Origin of the sequence: Exiguobacterium sp. s150 (genome assembly GCF_018618435.1) — a bacterium.
GTDB classification, from domain to species: Bacteria; Bacillota; Bacilli; order Exiguobacteriales; family Exiguobacteriaceae; genus Exiguobacterium; species Exiguobacterium alkaliphilum.
In genome coordinates this window covers 25,353-43,567 of sequence record NZ_JACSMC010000022.1, presented here as the reverse complement: position 1 = coordinate 43,567, position 18,215 = coordinate 25,353, and the positions used below count along the sequence as shown (strand labels likewise).

Below are 18,215 nucleotides of genomic sequence, written 5' to 3'. Positions count from 1 at the left end.
TGATATAGCTCTTGAAATGACGAAGCTTGCGCTTCATTCAAAATTTAAAACTTATTTTTGCCTCATCGTTCAGTTTTCAAAGTTCGTCTATCGCTCATTGGCGACTCTTAAAATAATACAAGTCATCGACACAGTTGTCAACCACTTTTTTATTTCTTTCCGCTGCCATCAGCGGCAACGTTTATTAATTTACCGTATGTCGAACTGAAAGGCAAGTGTTTTTCAAAAACTTTTTAAAAATAATTTTAAAACGGATAAAAACACCCCCGGCCAGTCAAGCTGGGACGGGGGCAAAGCCACGTGAAGTCGGCATTTATTGCTGGTGACGCATTGTTGGGAAGAGTAAGACGTCACGAATTGATGGTGCATCTGTGAGCAACATGACAAGACGGTCAATTCCGATTCCGAGACCGCCAGTCGGTGGCATGCCATATTCGAGCGCCTCTAGGAAATCGTTATCGAGTTCGTGTGCTTCATCATTCCCCGCTTCTTTCTCAAGCAACTGTGCTTCGAAACGCTCACGTTGATCGATCGGGTCGTTCAACTCCGTGAACGCGTTCGCGTGTTCACGACGGACGATGAACAACTCAAAGCGGTCCGTGAAGCGTGGGTCTTGATCATTCTTTTTCGCAAGTGGTGACACTTCGACCGGATGGCCAGTGACGAAAGTCGGTTGAAGCAACGTCTCTTCTACTTTTTGTTCAAAGAATTCATTGACGATATGACCGAACGTCATATGATCTTGAACTTCGACACCGTGCTCTTTCGCAAGTGCGCGTGCTTCTTCATCCGACATCTGTTGCCAGAAGTCGACACCTGTCTCCTCTTTCACCAAGTCGACCATGTGGGCACGTTTCCAACCGATTCCGAGATGAATCGTATCTTCACCGTACTGGACATCTGTCGTGCCTAGCACTTCTTTCGCGACGTGCGCAACCAATTCTTCCGTCAAATCCATGATGTCGTTATAATCCGCATATGCTTCATATAGCTCAATCATCGTGAACTCTGGGTTGTGACGTGTCGAGATTCCTTCGTTACGGAAGACGCGTCCGATTTCATAGACGCGCTCAAGTCCACCGACGATGAGGCGCTTCAAGTGGAGCTCAATCGCAATTCGCATATATAGTTCCATATCGAGTGCATTGTGATGCGTCAAGAACGGACGGGCCGCTGCACCACCGGCAATCGTATGAAGCATCGGCGTTTCCACTTCAAGGTAACCGCGTTGATTTAAAAAAGTACGGATTTCCGAGATGATTCGGCTACGCAAAATAAACGTCTGACGTGAATCATTGTTTGTGATTAAGTCGAGATAACGTTGGCGATAACGTTGTTCGACATCTTTAAGTCCGTGGTATTTATCCGGAAGCGGTCGCAACGCTTTCGTCAACAGTTCAAACGCTTCAACGTGAATCGACAATTCTCCCACGTTCGTTTTGAACAATTTCCCTTTCACACCGACGATGTCACCAAGGTCAGACGATTTAAACAAATCGAACGCCTCGTCACCGACATCATTCTTGCGAACATAAATTTGAATCTGGCCAGTGACGTCTTGGATGTGGGCAAAGAAGACTTTCCCTTTCCCACGCTTCGTCATGATTCGGCCAGCAAGCGTCACGTCGACAGCTTGTTCAGCGAGCGCTTCTTTCTCAATCGCCTCATATTGTTCGTGCAATTCACCGGCATGGGCCGAGCGTTCGAACCGCTGACCGAACGGGTCTAAGCCGCGTTCGCGCATTTCCGTCATCTTTTCAAAACGCACCTGCATTTGGTCGTTCATTTCCAACTCGTGACTCACTACTCCATTCACTCCTCTATACGTATTGGGTTTCTCTCTAATAAAAAACTGTCGACCCGATGGCCAACAGCACAGCCTGAGCCGTTCGCTCATTGCGTAGCGCTTTTTCGCCAAACAAGCTTACCATAAATCACTTTTTTACACTAGTTCACACTTCTTGCATCTGTCGTTCGAGTTGCTCGACGAAATGGTACAAAATGATCCCGAACGTATCACGTGATTCAGCCTCATTGATTTGCTTGCGAACCGGGCCGCTCCCTTTCAATCCTTTCAAGTACCAGGCCGCGTGTTGACGCATTTCCCGCACTGCCGTCAGCTCGCCTTTGATGGCAATCAATCGATCGAGGTGAAGCATGCATATATCAATCTTCTCCCGCGCTGCCGGTTCTGGCGGGAGTTCACCTGTCTCTAAATATTGAACCGTCTGGTAAAGCATCCACGGGTTCCCTAAAGCGGCCCGGCCGATCATGACGGCATCGACGCCGTAATGGTCGATCGCGTGTTTCGCTTCTTGCGGTGTCGAGATATCGCCATTCCCGATAATCGGAACGGTCGCAATCTTTTTCGCTTCGCCAATCCATTCCCAATTCGCCGTACCTTCATATTGTTGGGAACGGGTCCGCCCGTGGATCGCAATCGCCGAGGCGCCACCCGACTGGGCCGCTCGGACGTTATCGAGAATGTAGATGTGATCCTCGTCCCAACCGAGACGCATTTTGACGGTGACCGGTTTTTCGACCGCATTCGAGACGGCATTTACCATCTCATACACTTTCTCCGGGTCGAGTAACCACTTCGCGCCCGCCTCACACTTCGTCACTTTTGGGACCGGGCAACCCATGTTGATGTCGATAATGTCCGCATTCGTATTTTGGTCGACGTACCTCGCCGCCTGTACGAGCGTCTCTTTCGACCCGCCAAAGATTTGAAGACTGAGCGGTTTTTCTCGCTCATCGACGTACAGCATCCGTAGCGTCCGCGCGTTCTCTAACAAAATCCCTTTATCGCTCACCATCTCGGCACAGACGAGCCCGGCACCGAACTCTTTCGCGATGAGACGAAATGCCGGATTCGTGACGCCGGCCATCGGGGCGAGCACGGCCCGATTCTTAATGTCCACGTTTCCAATCTTAAAACCTGACATAGCTCCACTTCCTTTTATAGACGTTAAACCGATTCAACGAGCGACTGTAACGATTCAAGCCGGACTACATCGCGCCGTTCCGCTTCCGGTAGCGCGAGGAGCAGGTCGTGAACCGTCTGGCCTCTCACCACGAGCGTCGGAGCGATTTCCGCGAGCGGGGCGAGGACAAAAGCGCGTTCATGCATCCGCGGATGCGGTACAGACAAGTGCTTCGATTGTATATCTTCGCCGTTATAAACCAAGATGTCAAGGTCGATTGTACGGGGGCCGTTCTTAAAGAGACGTTCCCGCCCAAGCTGTCGCTCGATGTGTTGTAACCGGTCGAGGACGTCTTCGGCCGAACGTGCCGTGACGACTGCAACGACCATATTATAGAACGAGGGCTGGTCCGTATATCCGACCGGTGCCGTCTCATAGACGGACGACCGACTCGTGACACGAAGCCCTTCCGCCTCCATCGCTTCAATCGCCTCGTGTAAGTAACGGGCCCGCTCACCGATGTTTGAACCGAGTGCGATATACATCATCCGTTTCGCCTCCGCGTCATCTCGATGGCGACCGAGTCGTAGTGTCCCGGAATCGGCGGGTCCGGTTTGATCACTTTGACGGTCACGCTTTGAATCTTATCGCTGTGGGCGAGCACGGCTTGCGTGATCCGTTCGCCGAGCGTCTCGAGCAGGTTGACCGGTTCGCCCGAGACGATCGCTTCTGTCACTTGATACAAACCGGCGTAGCTGACCCCGTCATCTAAATCATCCGACCATCCGGCCGGTGCCAGGTCGAGTTCACACATCAAATCGATATTAAATCGCTGCCCGAGTCGATTTTCTTCTTCAAACACACCGTGATACCCGTAAAAGCGCATCCCGGTCACAAACATCTTATCCATGTTGTCCGCCTCCTAACATCACGTCCATCATCCGCGCCGCCCGTTTATTCGCACGTACGTCATGCACCCTTACCCAAGCGCAACCTTTCATAATGCCGAGACACGTCGTCGCAATCGTCCCTTCTAGACGTTCCTCGGTCGGTAAGTCGAGCGCCTGTCCGATAAACGACTTCCGGGACGTCCCGAGCAGAACCGGGTACCCGAGGTTCGTGATGACATCAAGCCGGTTCATCAGTTCAAGGTTCTGTGCATAGTCTTTCGGTAAACCGATGCCCGGGTCGAGCCAAATCAACTCGTCCGACAAACCTGCCTCGTGCGCGAGCTCAATCGATTCTTGAATGTCGCCGACGACTTCTTCGATGAAATGTCCGTAATTCCGATTGTCCCGGTTGTGCATCAAAATAATTGGGACGCCATACGCGTTGGCCACCTGCACCATCGAGCGGTCGCCCCATTTCGATCCCCAGACATCGTTGATGATATCCGCCCCGGCTTCGACGGCCGCTCGCGCGACTTCCGGCTTGTACGTGTCAATCGAAACCAACACGTCGAGCTCTGCTTTTAATCGGCGAATGACCGGGACGACCCGTTCAATCTCTTCTTCAGCTGATACGAACTGCGCCCCTGGCCGTGTCGACTCGCCGCCGACATCAATCGCATCGGCCCCATCCTCGACGAGTTGCCTCGCATGCGCAATCGCATCGTCAAGCACCGTATAGCGGCCACCATCCGAGAATGAATCCGGTGTCACATTCAAAATCCCCATCACGTTCGTCATGTCGCACTCTCCTTTTCAATCGTCTTCAATACACGTTGCCACACCTCCGTGAAGCGCGCTCCTTCTTTACCAGGGAAACGGCGGCCAGAAAAATCGGTCACCGGCGCAATTTGTTGAATCGAGTTCGTCAGCCAAATTTCTTCGGCCTCGGCCAACTCTTCAAACGTGACAGCCCGCTCCGATACGTCAAACGTCTCCATTACCCATTTCCGGGTCACACCGGCGAGCGCGCCCGATGAGAGCGGTGTCGTAAAGAGACGACCGTCCCGTTCCGTCCAAAATACGTTCGAGACGAGCCCTTCTACGACGCTTCCACTCTCATCCGCAAACAACCCTTCGGCCTCACGGTCAATCAAGGCACGTTTCCCGAGAATATTGTTCATATAATGATGCGATTTCAAACGAAACGCGGCTTCAGGCCGGCTTCGCGGAAACGGCAACGCCTCGAGTCGCTTTTCAACCGGTGCGAACGCTTCGGCGAGCGGCTTGACGAGGAGCGTCACGTTCGGCCGCCCATACCGTCCGTCGTGAAGCCCGAGTGGTGCGACGCCCGCCGATACGTTGAGGCGAATGTAAAGGTTTGGGGCATCGTTTTGTCGAACGACGTCTTGAATCGCTTGTTCGATGTCTCGCTTTCGATAAGGCAAGTCGATCCACAGCGCGTCTAAACTGTCAGTGAGTCTCTCCCAATGCGCATCGAACAAGAACGGCTTCCCGTCAAACGTCCGAAACGTTTCAAACAACCCCATTCCGTACAGGAAACCGTGATCGGACACGGGGATGCACACTTCATCGCTTCCACGTAACTCGCCGTTATGCCATAGCCACATGACGATACACCTCGATAAAGTTTCGAATCATCTCTTTGCCATGCTCCGTCAAAATCGCCTCCGGATGATATTGCACCCCTTCAATCGGCAACGTCTTGTGGCGGAGCGCCATAATCTCACCTTCCCGCGTCTCGGCCGTCACGTCGAGACAGTCCGGGAGCGACGCACGGTCAACGGCGAGCGAATGATATCGCGTGACGACCGTATCTTGGGGGACGTCTTGAAAGAGCGTCTTGCCGTCATGCCGAATGTTCGACGTCTTCCCGTGCATGAGCCGCTCGGCATGGACGACTTCGCCACCGAACGCTTGCGCGATCGCTTGATGACCGAGGCAGACGCCAAGAATCGGAACTTTCCCGGCAAACGTACGAATCGCCTCCACACTGATGCCGGCCTCATTCGGGGTACATGGTCCCGGCGAGATGACGAGATAGCTCGGAGCCAGCGCCTCGATTTCCTCGAGCGTGATGTCGTCGTTCCGGCGGACGACGAGTTGTTCGCCGAGCTCACCGAAATATTGCACCAAGTTATATGTGAATGAATCATAGTTGTCGATGAGTAAAATCATGTTGTCTCCTCCGCTTTCGTTTTCGCCGCCCAGAGCGCTTTCGCCTTTGACAACGATTCTTCATATTCGGCGACCGGGTCCGAGTCGATGACGATGCCCGCGCCGGCTTGAACGTGTGCCACCCCGTCTTTGACGACCATCGTCCGAATCGTAATGTTGAAGACGAGGTCGTCGGCCCAACTGAGCCAACCGTACGAGCCGGTATAAATGCCGCGCCGAACCGGTTCGAGTTCCTCGATAATCTCCATCGTCCGAATTTTCGGCGCCCCTGTAATCGTTCCGCCCGGGAACATCGCCCCGAGCGCTTCAGCACCGGAAACATCGTCCCGAATCAGACCGCGGACGTTTGAGACGATATGTTGGACGTGCGAGTACTTTTCGATGACCATCAACTCGTCGACGTGGACGGTGCCGTATGCCGCCACTTTCCCAAGATCGTTTCGTTCCAAATCGACGAGCATGACATGTTCGGCCCGCTCTTTCTCGTTATCTAACAGCGTTCGGGCCAGTTCCATGTCTTCCGCCTCGTCACGTCCCCGCGGCCGCGTCCCGGCGATCGGGCGTGTCGAGATGGCAGAACCGTGCTTCTCAATTAACAGCTCGGGCGACGCCGATACCATCGTCAAAAAATCGTCTTTGAAGTAACCCATATACGGTGACGGGTTCATCTCACGAAGCGTGTCATAGACGTGGCGCGGGTCGGCGAGGAGCGGCTCGGATTGTCTGACGCTCAAGTTGACTTGGAACACGTCGCCTTCCACGATATATGCTTGAATCGTCTGCACCGCCGCGACGAACTGTGCTTGCGATAGGGACCGCGCCCGCTCCACGTCACGATCGGCGACGGGTGCGAAAGCGTAATGTGTCTCCGTCTGCCAAAGTGCCGCGAACCGATCGAGCTTTGCCTCGACGTTTCCTTCTGCCGTGACCATGACGTACAAGAGCGACTCGTCTTCATCGAAGACGGCCACTTCATCGAACAACAAGAACGAAACGTCGGGCGTCGCCAAGTCATCAGCCGCTTCACGAGGTAATCGTTCGAGCGTTCGAGCCACGTCATAGCTCACATAGCCGATCATCCCGCCAAAGAATGGCGGGGCCCCATCCGGACGTTTAACCGCGTAACGCGAACGGACCGTTTCGACGATATCAAGTGGACGACCATGTAGCGTCTCAACCCCCGTTTCCGTCGTCAAGGTTCCCGTGTGATCTTTCACGTGAAGCGTTCCGAACGGCTCGACGCCCGCCATCGTATACCGACCGGCCCGTCCACTCTCGAGCCAGGCGTAATGCGACTTCCCTTCCGTCAACGTTAAATACGTGTCATACATCTTCTGTTTTGTCATATGGATTGTTTTGAACGCTGTCGTCCGCACATCCGATTCCCCCGTTCTTCTAGTTCATGCCTCTAATTGTACACAAGAAAAGGCAGTTCCCGAAAGAAGTTGTCTTCTAGGAACTGCCCCGTACATTATGAACGGACACTGTCCGATTCTTCGTCGAATTGGTAGAGCGGCGTGCTCAAGTAGCGTTCTCCGTTTGATGGAATGATCGCAAGCACGTTTTTGCCTTTGCCGAGTTGTTTCGCCGTATCGACCGCTGCTGCGATGGCCGCGCCTGACGAGATGCCACCGAGGACCCCGTTCGTCCGTGCCGCGAGTCGAGCGTATTCGAACGCTTGGTCCGTCGTGATTTGCAGGACACCTTCATAAATCTCCGTATCGAGAATCGATGGGACGAACCCTGCGCCGATGCCTTGGATTTTATGCGGCCCCGGCTTTCCGCCTGAAAGGACCGGCGAATCAACAGGTTCAACTGCCAAGATTTTCACGTCCGGATATTTCGCCTTCAACACTTTACCGGCACCTGTAATCGTGCCACCCGTTCCAACACCAGCGATGAACGCATCGACGTCCAATCCTGAGGCCTCGAACGCGTCGACAATCTCAGGTCCCGTCGTCATCTCGTGGACGTTTGGGTTGGCCGCATTGTTGAATTGTTGAGGCAGGAAGTATCCGTTCACTTCCGCTTCTTCGGTCGCGCGACGAATCGCGCCGCCCATTCCTTCAGGACCTGGCGTCAAGATGAGCTCCGCCCCGTAACCGCGAAGCAAGTTGCGACGCTCCATGCTCATCGTCTCCGGCATGACGAGAATCGCTTTATACCCTTTCGCCGCGCTAACCATCGCAAGCCCGATCCCCGTGTTTCCACTTGTCGGTTCGATGATGGTGTCGCCTGGCTTCAAGATGCCTTCTTTTTCAGCTGCCTCGATCATCGCGAGCGCGATTCGATCTTTTACGCTTGAGCCTGGGTTCATATACTCTAACTTCATATAAACCGTTGCGTCTTCTGGACCGGTCAGTCCGTTCAATTTTACAATCGGTGTCTTCCCAATCAAGTCTGTCACTGAATCTACGATACGCATGTTACTTCCTCCTCATAATTCCGACTATTCCGATAATGTAATCATACCCTATTGAATTGAAAATATGCAATTTGGAACGAAGCCGTTTAACGCGCTTGTTGTTTCATTGCCTCGAGCTGTTCTGCCGAGAAGTGATACTTTTCACCACAGAAGTGACAAACCGCTTCCGCGCCGCCGTCTTCTTCAATCATTTGACGAATCTCTTCGGCGCCGAGCCCGATAATCGCACTTTCCATGCGGTCACGGCTACACGTGCAGTTAAATTGGACCGGTTTTTGGTCAAGTAGTTCTAGACTATCGCCAAGAAGCATCTCGAGCATCTCTTCCGGTGTCTTTTCTTCTCCGATTAACACCGATACCGGCGGGAACGTCTTCAATGCGGTTTCGAGTTTTTGAATCGTCTCTTCTGACGCGTTTGGCATCAATTGAACGATGATGCCACCTGCTGCGAGAATCGACTCGTCTTCAGGAAGAACGAGAACGCCGGCACCGACGACTGACGGCACTTGTTCCGAAGTGGCGAAGTAGTACGTGAAGTCTTCACTGATTTCACCCGTTTGAATTTCAGATGACCCACCGACGTAATCTTTTAAACCGAGGTCTTTAATGACCGAAATTGTCCCACGTCCGACCGCTTCGCCGACTTTGAGCTTTGTAAGGCCATGGTCGTTGACGAACGTGCCACCTTCGACACGCGGATGCGAGACGTATCCACGCACGTCGCCTGCCGTATCCGCGTCAACGATAATCTTTCCGATTGGGCCATCCCCCTCGACTTTAAGGGTGACACGCGCCGCCCCTTTTTGCATCGCCCCGATCATTGTCCCAATCGTCATCGTTCGACCGAGGGCTGCTGAAGCGACCGGTGTCGTCTGATGACGGAGTTGTGTTTCAAAAATCGTCTTTGTCGTGCGGACGGCAAAGGCACGGACCTCACCATTGAACCCGAGGGCACGGACGAGGTAATCGGCTTTCATTTGGTCAAGTAATGCTTGTTGTTCTGGTTGAATCATATCGTGTAACTCCTTTGTATTCATTTCTGGTTGCGTTCATAAATGAGGCGAAGCCCATCAAGCGTCAAGAACGAATCGACGACATCGATGGTTTCCGCATGTTCGCTAATCAATCGGGCGAGTCCACCCGTCGCGATGACGGTCGCTTCCCCGACTTCTCGTTTCATGCGACTGACGATGCCATCGACTTGGGCGACATACCCATAGTACGTCCCCGACTGCATCGCTTGAATCGTGTTCTTTCCGATGACGGTTGGCGGAGTGGCAAGTTCGATACGCGGTAACTTTGCGGCACGTTGATAGAGCGCCTCGACCGAGATCATAATACCCGGCGAGATAATACCGCCGTGATAACGCCGGTTCGCATCGATATAACAATACGTCGTCGCCGTCCCGAAGTCGACGATGATGAGCGGCCCGTCATATTTGGCAATTCCGGCGACCGCATTGACGATGCGGTCTGCACCGACTTCACGCGGATTGTCGACGTGAATATCGAGACCTGTCTTTACGCCAGGACCGACGACAATCGGCCGGACGTTGAAGTAACGTTGCGACATCTGTTCGAGCGGAAAGATGACCGGCGGGACGACAGACGAGAGAATGACGCCATCGATTTGGTCAAACGAGACGTTCGTATGGTCAAACAATGACTTAACGAGCATCCCGTACTCATCGGTCGTTTTCGTGCGGTCCGTCGAGATGCGCCAATGGTGAACGAGCGTCTCTCCATCGTACATCCCAAGAACAATATTTGTATTCCCAACATCGATCACTAAAATCATGATATGTTTCCTCACTTTGTTGTCAATTACAGTTCGCTCGAATTATAACACGAAAAAAGACGAATGCCTCATGAAGGGCATTCGTCTCTTCCACTTACCGTGAATCGTTGTTCGGCCGTTCTGTCGGTGTCGCTTCAGGCTTATCGCCTTCTGGGACGACATCCGGCTTCACTTCTTGAACAGACTCGGGTTGATCGATGACTTGTCCGTGCTTGACGGCCGCCTCATCTTTCTTCGCCTCGTCTGAATCGTTCGTTGCATCGGTCGGTTCTGCCGGCTCGTGCGGGAGGTACTCGCGTGTCTCAATCAAGTGACGAATTTGCTTCGAGTCGAGTGTTTCGACTTCAAGAAGCGTCTTCGCAACGAGTTCGAGATCAGCGCGACGATCCGTCAACACTTGCTTCGCTTTCGCGTAGCAACGGTTGATGATTTCACGAATCTCGAGATCGATTTCTTGCGCGATGGCATCCGAGTAGTTTTGTTCCGTTTGGAAATCACGGCCTAAGAACACTTGACCGCCATGGTTCGAACCGAGCTGGAGCGGTCCGAGCTTGTCGCTCATCCCGTAATCCATGACCATCTTCCGTGCGATTCCAGTCGCGCGTTGGAAGTCATTGCTCGCACCCGTCGATACTTCACCGAAAATAATATCTTCGGCGACACGACCGCCGAGGAGTCCGACGATCTTGTCTTCAAGCTCAGGTTTTGTCATGAAGTAACGGTCTTCTTTCGGAAGCATGACGACGTAACCGCCCGCGTTTCCGCGTGGGACAATCGTCACTTTATGCACTTCATCGGCGTTCTCAAGTTCAATCCCGATAATCGTATGACCTGCCTCGTGGTAAGCGACGATGTTTCGTTCTTTCTCCGAGATGACGCGACTCTTCTTCGAAGGGCCAGCGATGACACGGTCAATCGCCTCTTCCACATCGACAATCGAAACAGCCGCACGGTTCGAGCGGGCTGCCACGAGCGCCGCCTCGTTGAGCAAGTTCTCCAAGTCCGCACCTGAGAAACCAGGTGTCCGCTGCGCGATCGACTTCAAGTCGACCGTCGAATCGAGCGGCTTGTTGCGTGCATGGACTTTTAAGACTTCTTCACGGCCTTTCACGTCAGGGCGGTCGACCGTGATTTGACGGTCAAAACGTCCCGGACGGAGAAGGGCCGGGTCAAGAATGTCCGGACGGTTCGTCGCGGCAATCATGATGATGCCTTCGTTATCACTGAATCCATCCATTTCAACAAGAAGTTGGTTAAGCGTCTGTTCACGCTCATCGTGGCCGCCACCTAAACCGGCACCACGTTGACGTCCGACCGCGTCAATCTCATCGATGAAGATGATACACGGTGCGTTTTTCTTCGCATTCTCGAACAAGTCACGGACACGTGATGCCCCGACCCCGACAAACATCTCAACGAAATCAGAACCTGAAATCGAGAAGAATGGTACGCCGGCTTCACCCGCCGCTGCACGAGCGAGGAGTGTCTTACCTGTCCCTGGAGGACCGACAAGAAGAACACCTTTTGGAATCCGCGCACCAAGTTTCGAGAACTTGCGCGGGTCTTTCAAGAACTCAACAACCTCAATCAGTTCTTGCTTCTCTTCGTCCGCTCCGGCAACGTCCTTGAACGTCACGCGGCGCTTCTCTTGGTCGTATAGTTTCGCCTTCGATTTCCCGAAGTTCATCACACGACCGCCACCGCCGCCACCTTGGGCTTGGTTGAGCAAGAAGAAGAACAAGATGAAGATGATGATGAACGGTAAGATCGCAAATACGATACTGAACCAGTTCCCGCTCGACTCCGCTTCTTCGACACTAATGTTCGTATTCGCACGAAGTGACGAGAGCACTTCGGCATATTCGGCCTCGTTAGCCGGGATGTTCGTTTCAAAACGCTGGTCGTCATCTCCTGTTAAATCACCTGTAATCGAGATGGCACCCGGAATTTCTTGCACGGTCGCCGTTTCAATCCGACCTTCTTCCACATATTCCAAGAACTCCGAGTACGTGAGCGTCTCGCTCTGGCTACTCGGGTTTTGTAAATATTGAAGGAACAAGATCAAGGCTAGGAAAATCACACCGAAAACTAAGGTGTTTTTCACTGCACGATTCATTCTCTGCCTCCTATTCCGAGAAACGATGTTCTCGCCCATTCAGTATATGTGTATACTTTGGGTATTTCTTTTATCTTACCACGTCACATTTTCAAAAGAAAAACGTTAGCCCCCGTAAACGCTCGGCTTGAGCACACCGACGAAAGGAAGGTTGCGATATTTTTCTTCATAGTCGAGCCCGTAACCGACAACGAATTCGTGCGGAATAATAAAACCGCTATAATCTGCTGACAGTCCGTTCTTACGGCCCGATGGCTTGTCAAGTAACGTGACAATCTTCACTGACTTGGCTTTACGGTACTTGAGGAGGTCGACGAGATACGCGAGCGTGAGCCCACTGTCTATGATATCTTCTACAATCAAGATGTCGCGACCTTCTACAGACGTGTTTAAATCTTTCTCAATTTTTACTTCACCTGTCGATGACGTCCCACCGTGGTAAGTAGATACGTCCATGAAGTCCATCTCGAGATGAATGTCCATCTCTTTTACGAGGTCTGACATGAACGGCATCGCGCCTTTCAATACACAGACGAGAAGCGGAAACTCTTCTTTATATTCTTCGCTGAGTGTTGCCGCGAGTTCTTTCACTTTTTCTTGAATCTGTTCGCTCGAAATGAGCACCTTTTCCATATCGTTTTTTAATGACATCTTGAAATCCTCCTCTTTCTAATCCGACACAATCATCATTTTACCATTAATCGTGGGCATCTCGCATCCGACTTCTCCGGAAAATCGGAAACTCTTATTCCTACTATAGCGATAATTCGGCCAGTTGCGTCAACTAATAACGGGATGAGCGGTCGTTTTTCCTTCGGGACTTTTGCATCGATGAATACGCGAGCGACTTTCTTCGTTCCGACTGACAGAGTGATTCGATCTCCCGGACGTGTCGAACGGACATATAACGGTAGCTGAATTGAGTCGAGGGGAATTCCGTCTGTCCTCTCAACGCCCTCAATGGAGACGATGCGGTCGCCAAATGGAATGCGTGCCGGAAGGGTATCGACGCGCACAGATGGCAGGGACATTGGGGCTGTCTGTGGCCTGAAGTAAATCCTTCCATCTTGTTTTTCTAAACGCCAACCGTTTTCGACATCATAATACCCAGTCCCGCTTCGACTTTCGTAAAGTCGTTCGATGCCTTCCGCTACTTGTACCCCAAATCGGTGGGATAGAAGCCGGCCAACGACATATCGCTCTTCTGCCGTTAACCGTGCGATCGCTTCAAGTTTCACATGAAACGCTTTCATTCCGACAGACACGTGTTGGTCCACCCAAGCTGTCATCGCGACGTAACGCTGTTGCCACATCTGCTGCTGCGCGTGCGCTGCTGTACATACATCTTTGACGAGGTTTGGCCAACACGTGCGTAGTTTCGGGATGATCAGATGACGCATTTGATTCCGTAAATAATCCGTGGTCGCATTTGTCGCATCTTCCCGCCATTCGAGATGATAGTGCTGCGCGTACGTTTTTATTTGTTGCTTTGTTTCATTTAATAGCGGTCGAACGAGTTCACCCCCACCGAACGGACGACGTTCTGGGATGCCCGTCACTTCAACGACGTTTCGATGCAGCTGAATCAATACGGTCTCGACGACATCGTCGGCATGGTGCGCCGTCATTAATTCCGGATAGCCATGCTCCCGCATCACCGTCTCAAAAAATGCATATCGTGCCTTCCGATACGCTGCTTGTGACGCTTTTTCGACGGTTAGCCGTTTTCCATGGAACGGCACGTTATATTGATGAGCGAGTCGTTCGACGAAAAGATACTCTTCGTTTGAAGCGAGACGTTGCCCGTGATGAACGTGCGCAATCGCGACGTCATGACCCTGCTGCACCATCCGATGAAGCAACACGACTGAATCCAATCCACCCGATACGGCAACCAATACGTTCGGCATCGTTCTTCCTCCTCGAGATAACAAAAAAAGCCACCTCAGATGAGATGACTTGTTCGCTTAGGTAAGTGACCCGTACGGGATTCGAACCCGTGTTACCGCCGTGAAAGGGCGGTGTCTTAACCGCTTGACCAACGGGCCTAAATAAAATGGTAGCGGCGGAGGGAGTCGAACCCACGACCTCACGGGTATGAACCGTACGCTCTAGCCAGCTGAGCTACACCGCCATGTTATTGTTGTGTCCTAAGCACATTTTCTATAATAACCAGTCACCACATTTGTGTCAATTCTTTTTTAAAAGTTTTTTATAAAAAGAATCGTGCATAGTGTCGTCTTTCCCACTATACACGATTTCCTGTTCATTTTACATCATGCTTCTGCTGTCACGCCTCGATATTTTTTCTTCCACGCAATTCTAAAATAACTCCATAGAAGTCCAAAACAAGCAAGTGAGGCGAAGGCTAGATAAGTTGTTGCCGACTGTAAATATTGAATGCCGTCATTCGAGATAATCTCTTTGTATCCCGCGACCGTATATGTCATCGGCAAGAGCGTGTTAAATGGTTGAAGTGCGCTTGGAATCAACTCAAGCGGGAACGTTCCGGCCGACGTCGTCAATTGCAAAATGAGCAAGACGATGGCGACGAAACGACCTGGGTTGCCAAGTGTCGTCACGAGTAATTGCACGATTAATAAAAACGTGATGCTAACGAGCCAACTGAATCCGAAGAAGCGAAGCGGCGCTTCCACCTCTAGACCAAGGAGTTGAATCATCGCGACGTTCAAGACGAGCGCTTGCACGAATCCAACGACAACGAGCACTCCGGATTTAGAAAGGAGCCAAGATAGACTGCGCTTCGGTTTCCCGGCTGGATCGTATAACGGATATACAATCGACAACAATAGCGCTCCGACGAAAAGACCGAGTGACATGAAGTACGGCGCAAAACCAGTCCCATAGTTCGGTACTTTATGAATCGACTCATTGACAATCGTGACCGGTCCGGCCATCATATCGACGTTCTCGTCTCCAAGCTCGATGGACGCCTGCTCCGCACCTTCGGCCAATGCGTCACGTAGCGTGACGTTTCCTGATTCCAGTTCAGACAAGCCGTCTCTCAATTCACTGCTTCCTGACGCGACCGTCTTCCCGCCATCGGCGAGTTGCATTGCCCCATCAGTCAGCGTGCGTGTACCAGTCTCTGCGTCTTTCGCACCGGCGGCGAGCTGTTTACTTCCTTCTGTCAACGTGCCCGTCGCTTCCGTCAAACGTGTGCTACCAGAAGCCAATTCAGACGTTCCATCTCTCAACTGCCCTACACCCGCGTTCAACGCCGTGCTCGCTGATGCGAGCTCGTTCGAACTTGCGGCGGCTACTTTCGCTCCTTGCTCGAGTTGGGATGAACCAGTTGCGAGCGCCGTCGCCCCGTCACTCAATTTGGCTTGTCCTTGATCAAGGGTAACTAGACCAGAAGCAAGTTCATTCGCCCCCGCTTCCGCTTTCGTCAAACCGGCATCGAGTGCGGTTTGCCCGTCTCGAATGCGGCTTGCTCCTAAAGCGAGCTCATCAAATCCTGCTGCTGTCGCCTGATTCCCTTCCGCAAGTCGATTGACGACTTGTTGAAGCACTTCTGGCGGAATCGGTTGACCGGATTCTGCCAACGTCGAAAGTTGTTGCATCAATGCGTCTTGGCTAGCGAGTAATGTTGTTTTCATTTGACCGATGCCGTCAATTAGTTCGGTCTCTCCTGCCAAGAGTGCGGCGTTGCCTTGTTTGGCATTCGATATTCCATTCGCCAACTCACTAGATCCAGAGACGAGCTGTGCGCTACCAGCTTTCGCTTGGTTGAGTCCTGCGGCTAAATCTTGCATCCCTTCGTCAAGTGACGTGGTACCCGCATGCAATTCTGCTAATTTTGACGCGAACGTGGTCGTCCCTTCGACGAGTCGATTCGTCCCGTCTGAGAGGGCGGACGCTCCTTCGTCCACACGTCGTGCCCCGTCTGAGAGGGCCGCACTTCCTTCATACACTTGTTGACTTCCATCCGCCAAGTCGGTCGAACCGGTTGCAAGTTGGGACACACCCTCACCTAACTGCCCTGCTCCGTCTGCCAACTCTTGTTGTTTCGAAGCGAGAAGTGCAGTGCCATCGGCAAGTTCAGTCGCACCTTTCTCGGCCGTCTTGGATCCGTCGGCGAGTTTAGCTGCCCCATCTGCCGCATCTTCAAGACCAGCTGCTGCATCTTGAATGCCATCTCGCATGGCGCTGACGTACTGTTTGGCGACCTCGGTCGATAACTCCCCTTTTACTTGCTCCATCGCCGAGCCGCCGATTTGAGCCGCTAGAAAATTATATGACTCATTCGCAATATATTTGAGCTCGAGCTGTTCAGGATTGTCCTCGAGTGCTGTCGTCGCTTTTTTTGAAAAATCTTTCGGGATTTCAATCGCCATGTAATAATCATGGTCGTTTAATCCCGATTCAGCCTCAGCTCGAGTCGTCTCGATGAAATCGAACGCCTCCGAGGTGAGCAGCTTGTCGACGAGTTCGTCTCCGACAGCGAGCGAATCCTCATTGAACGTCGCCCCTTCGTCCTCGTTGACAATTGCGACAGGGAGATCCTTCATCTGACCATACGGATCCCAAAACGCCCATAAAAACATGCCCGCGTACATGAGCGGTACGAGTGCCACCGCCAAAATCGGAATCAAGACGCGAGGGTTTTTCGCGATGTTCCGCCACTCCGCTTTCCAAAGTTTCCATCCATTCATTTGTTTCTCCACCTTCACTTATAAAACATAACTATTTTTTCATGTTTCCTATTTTGCTCGCTCTTCATGAAAAAATCAACCCTTTTTAGTTATTTTTCATAACTTTAAACTAAAAAAACCACAGACGATGTTCGTCTGTGGTTCGTGCCTCTCCTACAGGAAGAGCTTAATATAATGAGTAGAAGCGAATTGGTGTTACGAAGGGTTACCCGCGCTTGGCGCCACGTCCACCGCGTTTTGAGTCGGTTTGACGTTTCAACGTTGTGAGACGCTCATCACTATCTTTCAAGAATTTGCTCATCAACGTGTCAAACGTTTCTGGTTCGCGTCGCACTTCACGACGTCCGCCACCACGTGGACCGCCGCCGCGTGGGCCACCGCCGCCGCGTGGACCGCCTTGGCCTTGACCCGGTCCGCCTGGACGAGGACCGCGAGAGAAACGCTCACCTGCTGGGCGTTCAGGGCGTTCGCTCACAGGGCGATCGACCGCTTTCTTGATGGACAACCCGATTTTGCCATCGTTTTCGACGTTCAAGATTTTGACTGTGACTTCCTGGCCGACTGTGAGGACTTCGTTGATGTCTTTGACGTAAGAATCCGCCACTTCACTGATGTGGACCAAACCTGTCTTCCCGTTTGGAAGTTCTACGAACGCTCCGAAATGCGTAATCCCTGTAACCTTACCTTGTACTTTGCTTCCTACTTCAATTGACATAAAATAATGTACTCCTTTTTTGATTGATTCCCTACAATTATACGAGTCGTTTCGTCAACGGTCAACGAACCGACTTATTCCTCTGGGGAGAAGTAAAAAATAATCTCGCCATCTTTCGAGAACAACAACTCATTGCGCGCGAGGTTGGCGATATATTCTTCATCTTGTAAACGTTCGACCTGCTCCTTCAACTCCGCTTGCTCACCTTTTACTTCATTTAACTCGATTTGCGCTTCGTTTTGTTTGCGCTCTTGCTCTGAGACATAACCGACTTTCGAGAAGTAACTTTGACCGATGAGCACGATCATCAACAAAAAGAGAAGGGAGGCCGCAGCCAGGCGGCGTCGAAGATGGATACGTCGCCGGCTCTGTTCTTTTTCCAGCTGTTCTCTCCGTTCGTCGAGAGCCCGAATTCGCTGTTTTCGCTCTGTCGGGGTACGTCCATTCATCGAATCACCTTCCTCCTGTC

The 18,215-nt window shown here is 52.0% G+C and carries 18 protein-coding genes and 2 tRNA genes; 1 reads left to right on the top strand and 19 read right to left on the bottom strand.

What is annotated here, in order from left to right; genetic code table 11:
• Positions 1 to 208: hypothetical protein (locus KNP76_RS11090; protein ID WP_214844564.1), on the top strand; the 208-nt coding region annotated here is incomplete at its 5' end.
• A gap of 105 nt (positions 209 to 313) precedes the next feature.
• On the opposite strand, the gene lysS is transcribed toward KNP76_RS11090, so the two are convergent.
• From lysS to KNP76_RS10995, 19 genes are all read right to left on the bottom strand, one after another.
• Positions 314 to 1,804: a lysine--tRNA ligase gene (gene lysS, locus KNP76_RS11085; RefSeq protein WP_034803763.1), complete on the bottom strand. Its 1,491-nt coding sequence runs from the start codon at positions 1,802 to 1,804 to the stop codon at positions 314 to 316.
• A gap of 148 nt (positions 1,805 to 1,952) precedes the next feature.
• Positions 1,953 to 2,948 (bottom strand): tRNA dihydrouridine synthase DusB, encoded by a 996-nt coding sequence (gene dusB, locus KNP76_RS11080; protein ID WP_034803760.1) that lies wholly within the window; start codon positions 2,946 to 2,948, stop codon positions 1,953 to 1,955.
• 23 nt (positions 2,949 to 2,971) lie between these two features.
• Positions 2,972 to 3,475, bottom strand: coding sequence for a 2-amino-4-hydroxy-6-hydroxymethyldihydropteridine diphosphokinase (folK, locus tag KNP76_RS11075; protein WP_034803757.1), 504 nt, complete (start codon positions 3,473 to 3,475; stop codon positions 2,972 to 2,974).
• Positions 3,472 to 3,837 (bottom strand): dihydroneopterin aldolase, encoded by a 366-nt coding sequence (folB, locus tag KNP76_RS11070; protein ID WP_214844563.1) that lies wholly within the window; start codon positions 3,835 to 3,837, stop codon positions 3,472 to 3,474. The genes folK and folB overlap by 4 nt, the downstream gene beginning before the upstream one ends.
• On the bottom strand, positions 3,830 to 4,615 hold the full coding sequence (gene folP, locus KNP76_RS11065) for a dihydropteroate synthase (protein WP_214844562.1): 786 nt from the start codon (positions 4,613 to 4,615) through the stop codon (positions 3,830 to 3,832). The genes folB and folP overlap by 8 nt, the downstream gene beginning before the upstream one ends.
• Positions 4,612 to 5,445: an aminotransferase class IV gene (locus KNP76_RS11060; protein WP_034817155.1), complete on the bottom strand. Its 834-nt coding sequence runs from the start codon at positions 5,443 to 5,445 to the stop codon at positions 4,612 to 4,614. The genes folP and KNP76_RS11060 overlap by 4 nt, the downstream gene beginning before the upstream one ends.
• Positions 5,429 to 6,013: an aminodeoxychorismate/anthranilate synthase component II gene (gene pabA / locus KNP76_RS11055; protein WP_034803748.1), complete on the bottom strand. Its 585-nt coding sequence runs from the start codon at positions 6,011 to 6,013 to the stop codon at positions 5,429 to 5,431. Before pabA ends, KNP76_RS11060 begins: the two co-directional genes overlap by 17 nt.
• Entirely contained in the window at positions 6,010 to 7,359 is a 1,350-nt protein-coding gene (locus KNP76_RS11050; protein WP_214844561.1) for an anthranilate synthase component I family protein, read from the bottom strand. Before KNP76_RS11050 ends, pabA begins: the two co-directional genes overlap by 4 nt.
• A 125-nt stretch (positions 7,360 to 7,484) precedes the next feature.
• On the bottom strand, positions 7,485 to 8,438 hold the full coding sequence (gene cysK, locus KNP76_RS11045; RefSeq protein ID WP_214844560.1) for a cysteine synthase A: 954 nt from the start codon (positions 8,436 to 8,438) through the stop codon (positions 7,485 to 7,487).
• An 86-nt stretch (positions 8,439 to 8,524) separates the two neighbouring features.
• Positions 8,525 to 9,451 (bottom strand): Hsp33 family molecular chaperone HslO, encoded by a 927-nt coding sequence (hslO, locus tag KNP76_RS11040; RefSeq protein WP_051622478.1) that lies wholly within the window; start codon positions 9,449 to 9,451, stop codon positions 8,525 to 8,527.
• A gap of 20 nt (positions 9,452 to 9,471) precedes the next feature.
• A complete protein-coding gene (locus KNP76_RS11035; RefSeq protein WP_214841975.1) occupies positions 9,472 to 10,236 on the bottom strand; it encodes a type III pantothenate kinase in 765 nt (254 codons plus the stop codon).
• 94 nt (positions 10,237 to 10,330) lie between these two features.
• Complete coding sequence (gene ftsH, locus KNP76_RS11030) at positions 10,331 to 12,352, bottom strand: ATP-dependent zinc metalloprotease FtsH (protein ID WP_214844559.1); 2,022 nt, start codon at positions 12,350 to 12,352, stop codon at positions 10,331 to 10,333.
• Positions 12,353 to 12,457: 105 nt separating this feature from the next.
• Positions 12,458 to 13,003 (bottom strand): hypoxanthine phosphoribosyltransferase, encoded by a 546-nt coding sequence (gene hpt / locus KNP76_RS11025; RefSeq protein WP_214841968.1) that lies wholly within the window; start codon positions 13,001 to 13,003, stop codon positions 12,458 to 12,460.
• 35 nt (positions 13,004 to 13,038) lie between these two features.
• Positions 13,039 to 14,262: a tRNA lysidine(34) synthetase TilS gene (tilS, locus tag KNP76_RS11020; protein ID WP_214844558.1), complete on the bottom strand. Its 1,224-nt coding sequence runs from the start codon at positions 14,260 to 14,262 to the stop codon at positions 13,039 to 13,041.
• A 66-nt stretch (positions 14,263 to 14,328) separates the two neighbouring features.
• Positions 14,329 to 14,400 (bottom strand) — tRNA-Glu (locus KNP76_RS11015).
• 9 nt (positions 14,401 to 14,409) lie between these two features.
• Positions 14,410 to 14,486 (bottom strand) — tRNA-Met (locus tag KNP76_RS11010).
• Between the two features lie 142 nt (positions 14,487 to 14,628).
• Complete coding sequence (locus tag KNP76_RS11005; protein ID WP_214844557.1) at positions 14,629 to 17,031, bottom strand: YhgE/Pip domain-containing protein; 2,403 nt, start codon at positions 17,029 to 17,031, stop codon at positions 14,629 to 14,631.
• Positions 17,032 to 17,236: 205 nt separating this feature from the next.
• Positions 17,237 to 17,746, bottom strand: a complete 510-nt coding sequence (locus KNP76_RS11000) for a S1 domain-containing RNA-binding protein (RefSeq protein ID WP_034803728.1) — start codon at positions 17,744 to 17,746, stop codon at positions 17,237 to 17,239.
• A 74-nt stretch (positions 17,747 to 17,820) separates the two neighbouring features.
• Positions 17,821 to 18,195: an FtsB family cell division protein gene (locus KNP76_RS10995; RefSeq protein ID WP_214844556.1), complete on the bottom strand. Its 375-nt coding sequence runs from the start codon at positions 18,193 to 18,195 to the stop codon at positions 17,821 to 17,823.
• Positions 18,196 to 18,215 lie beyond the last annotated feature (20 nt).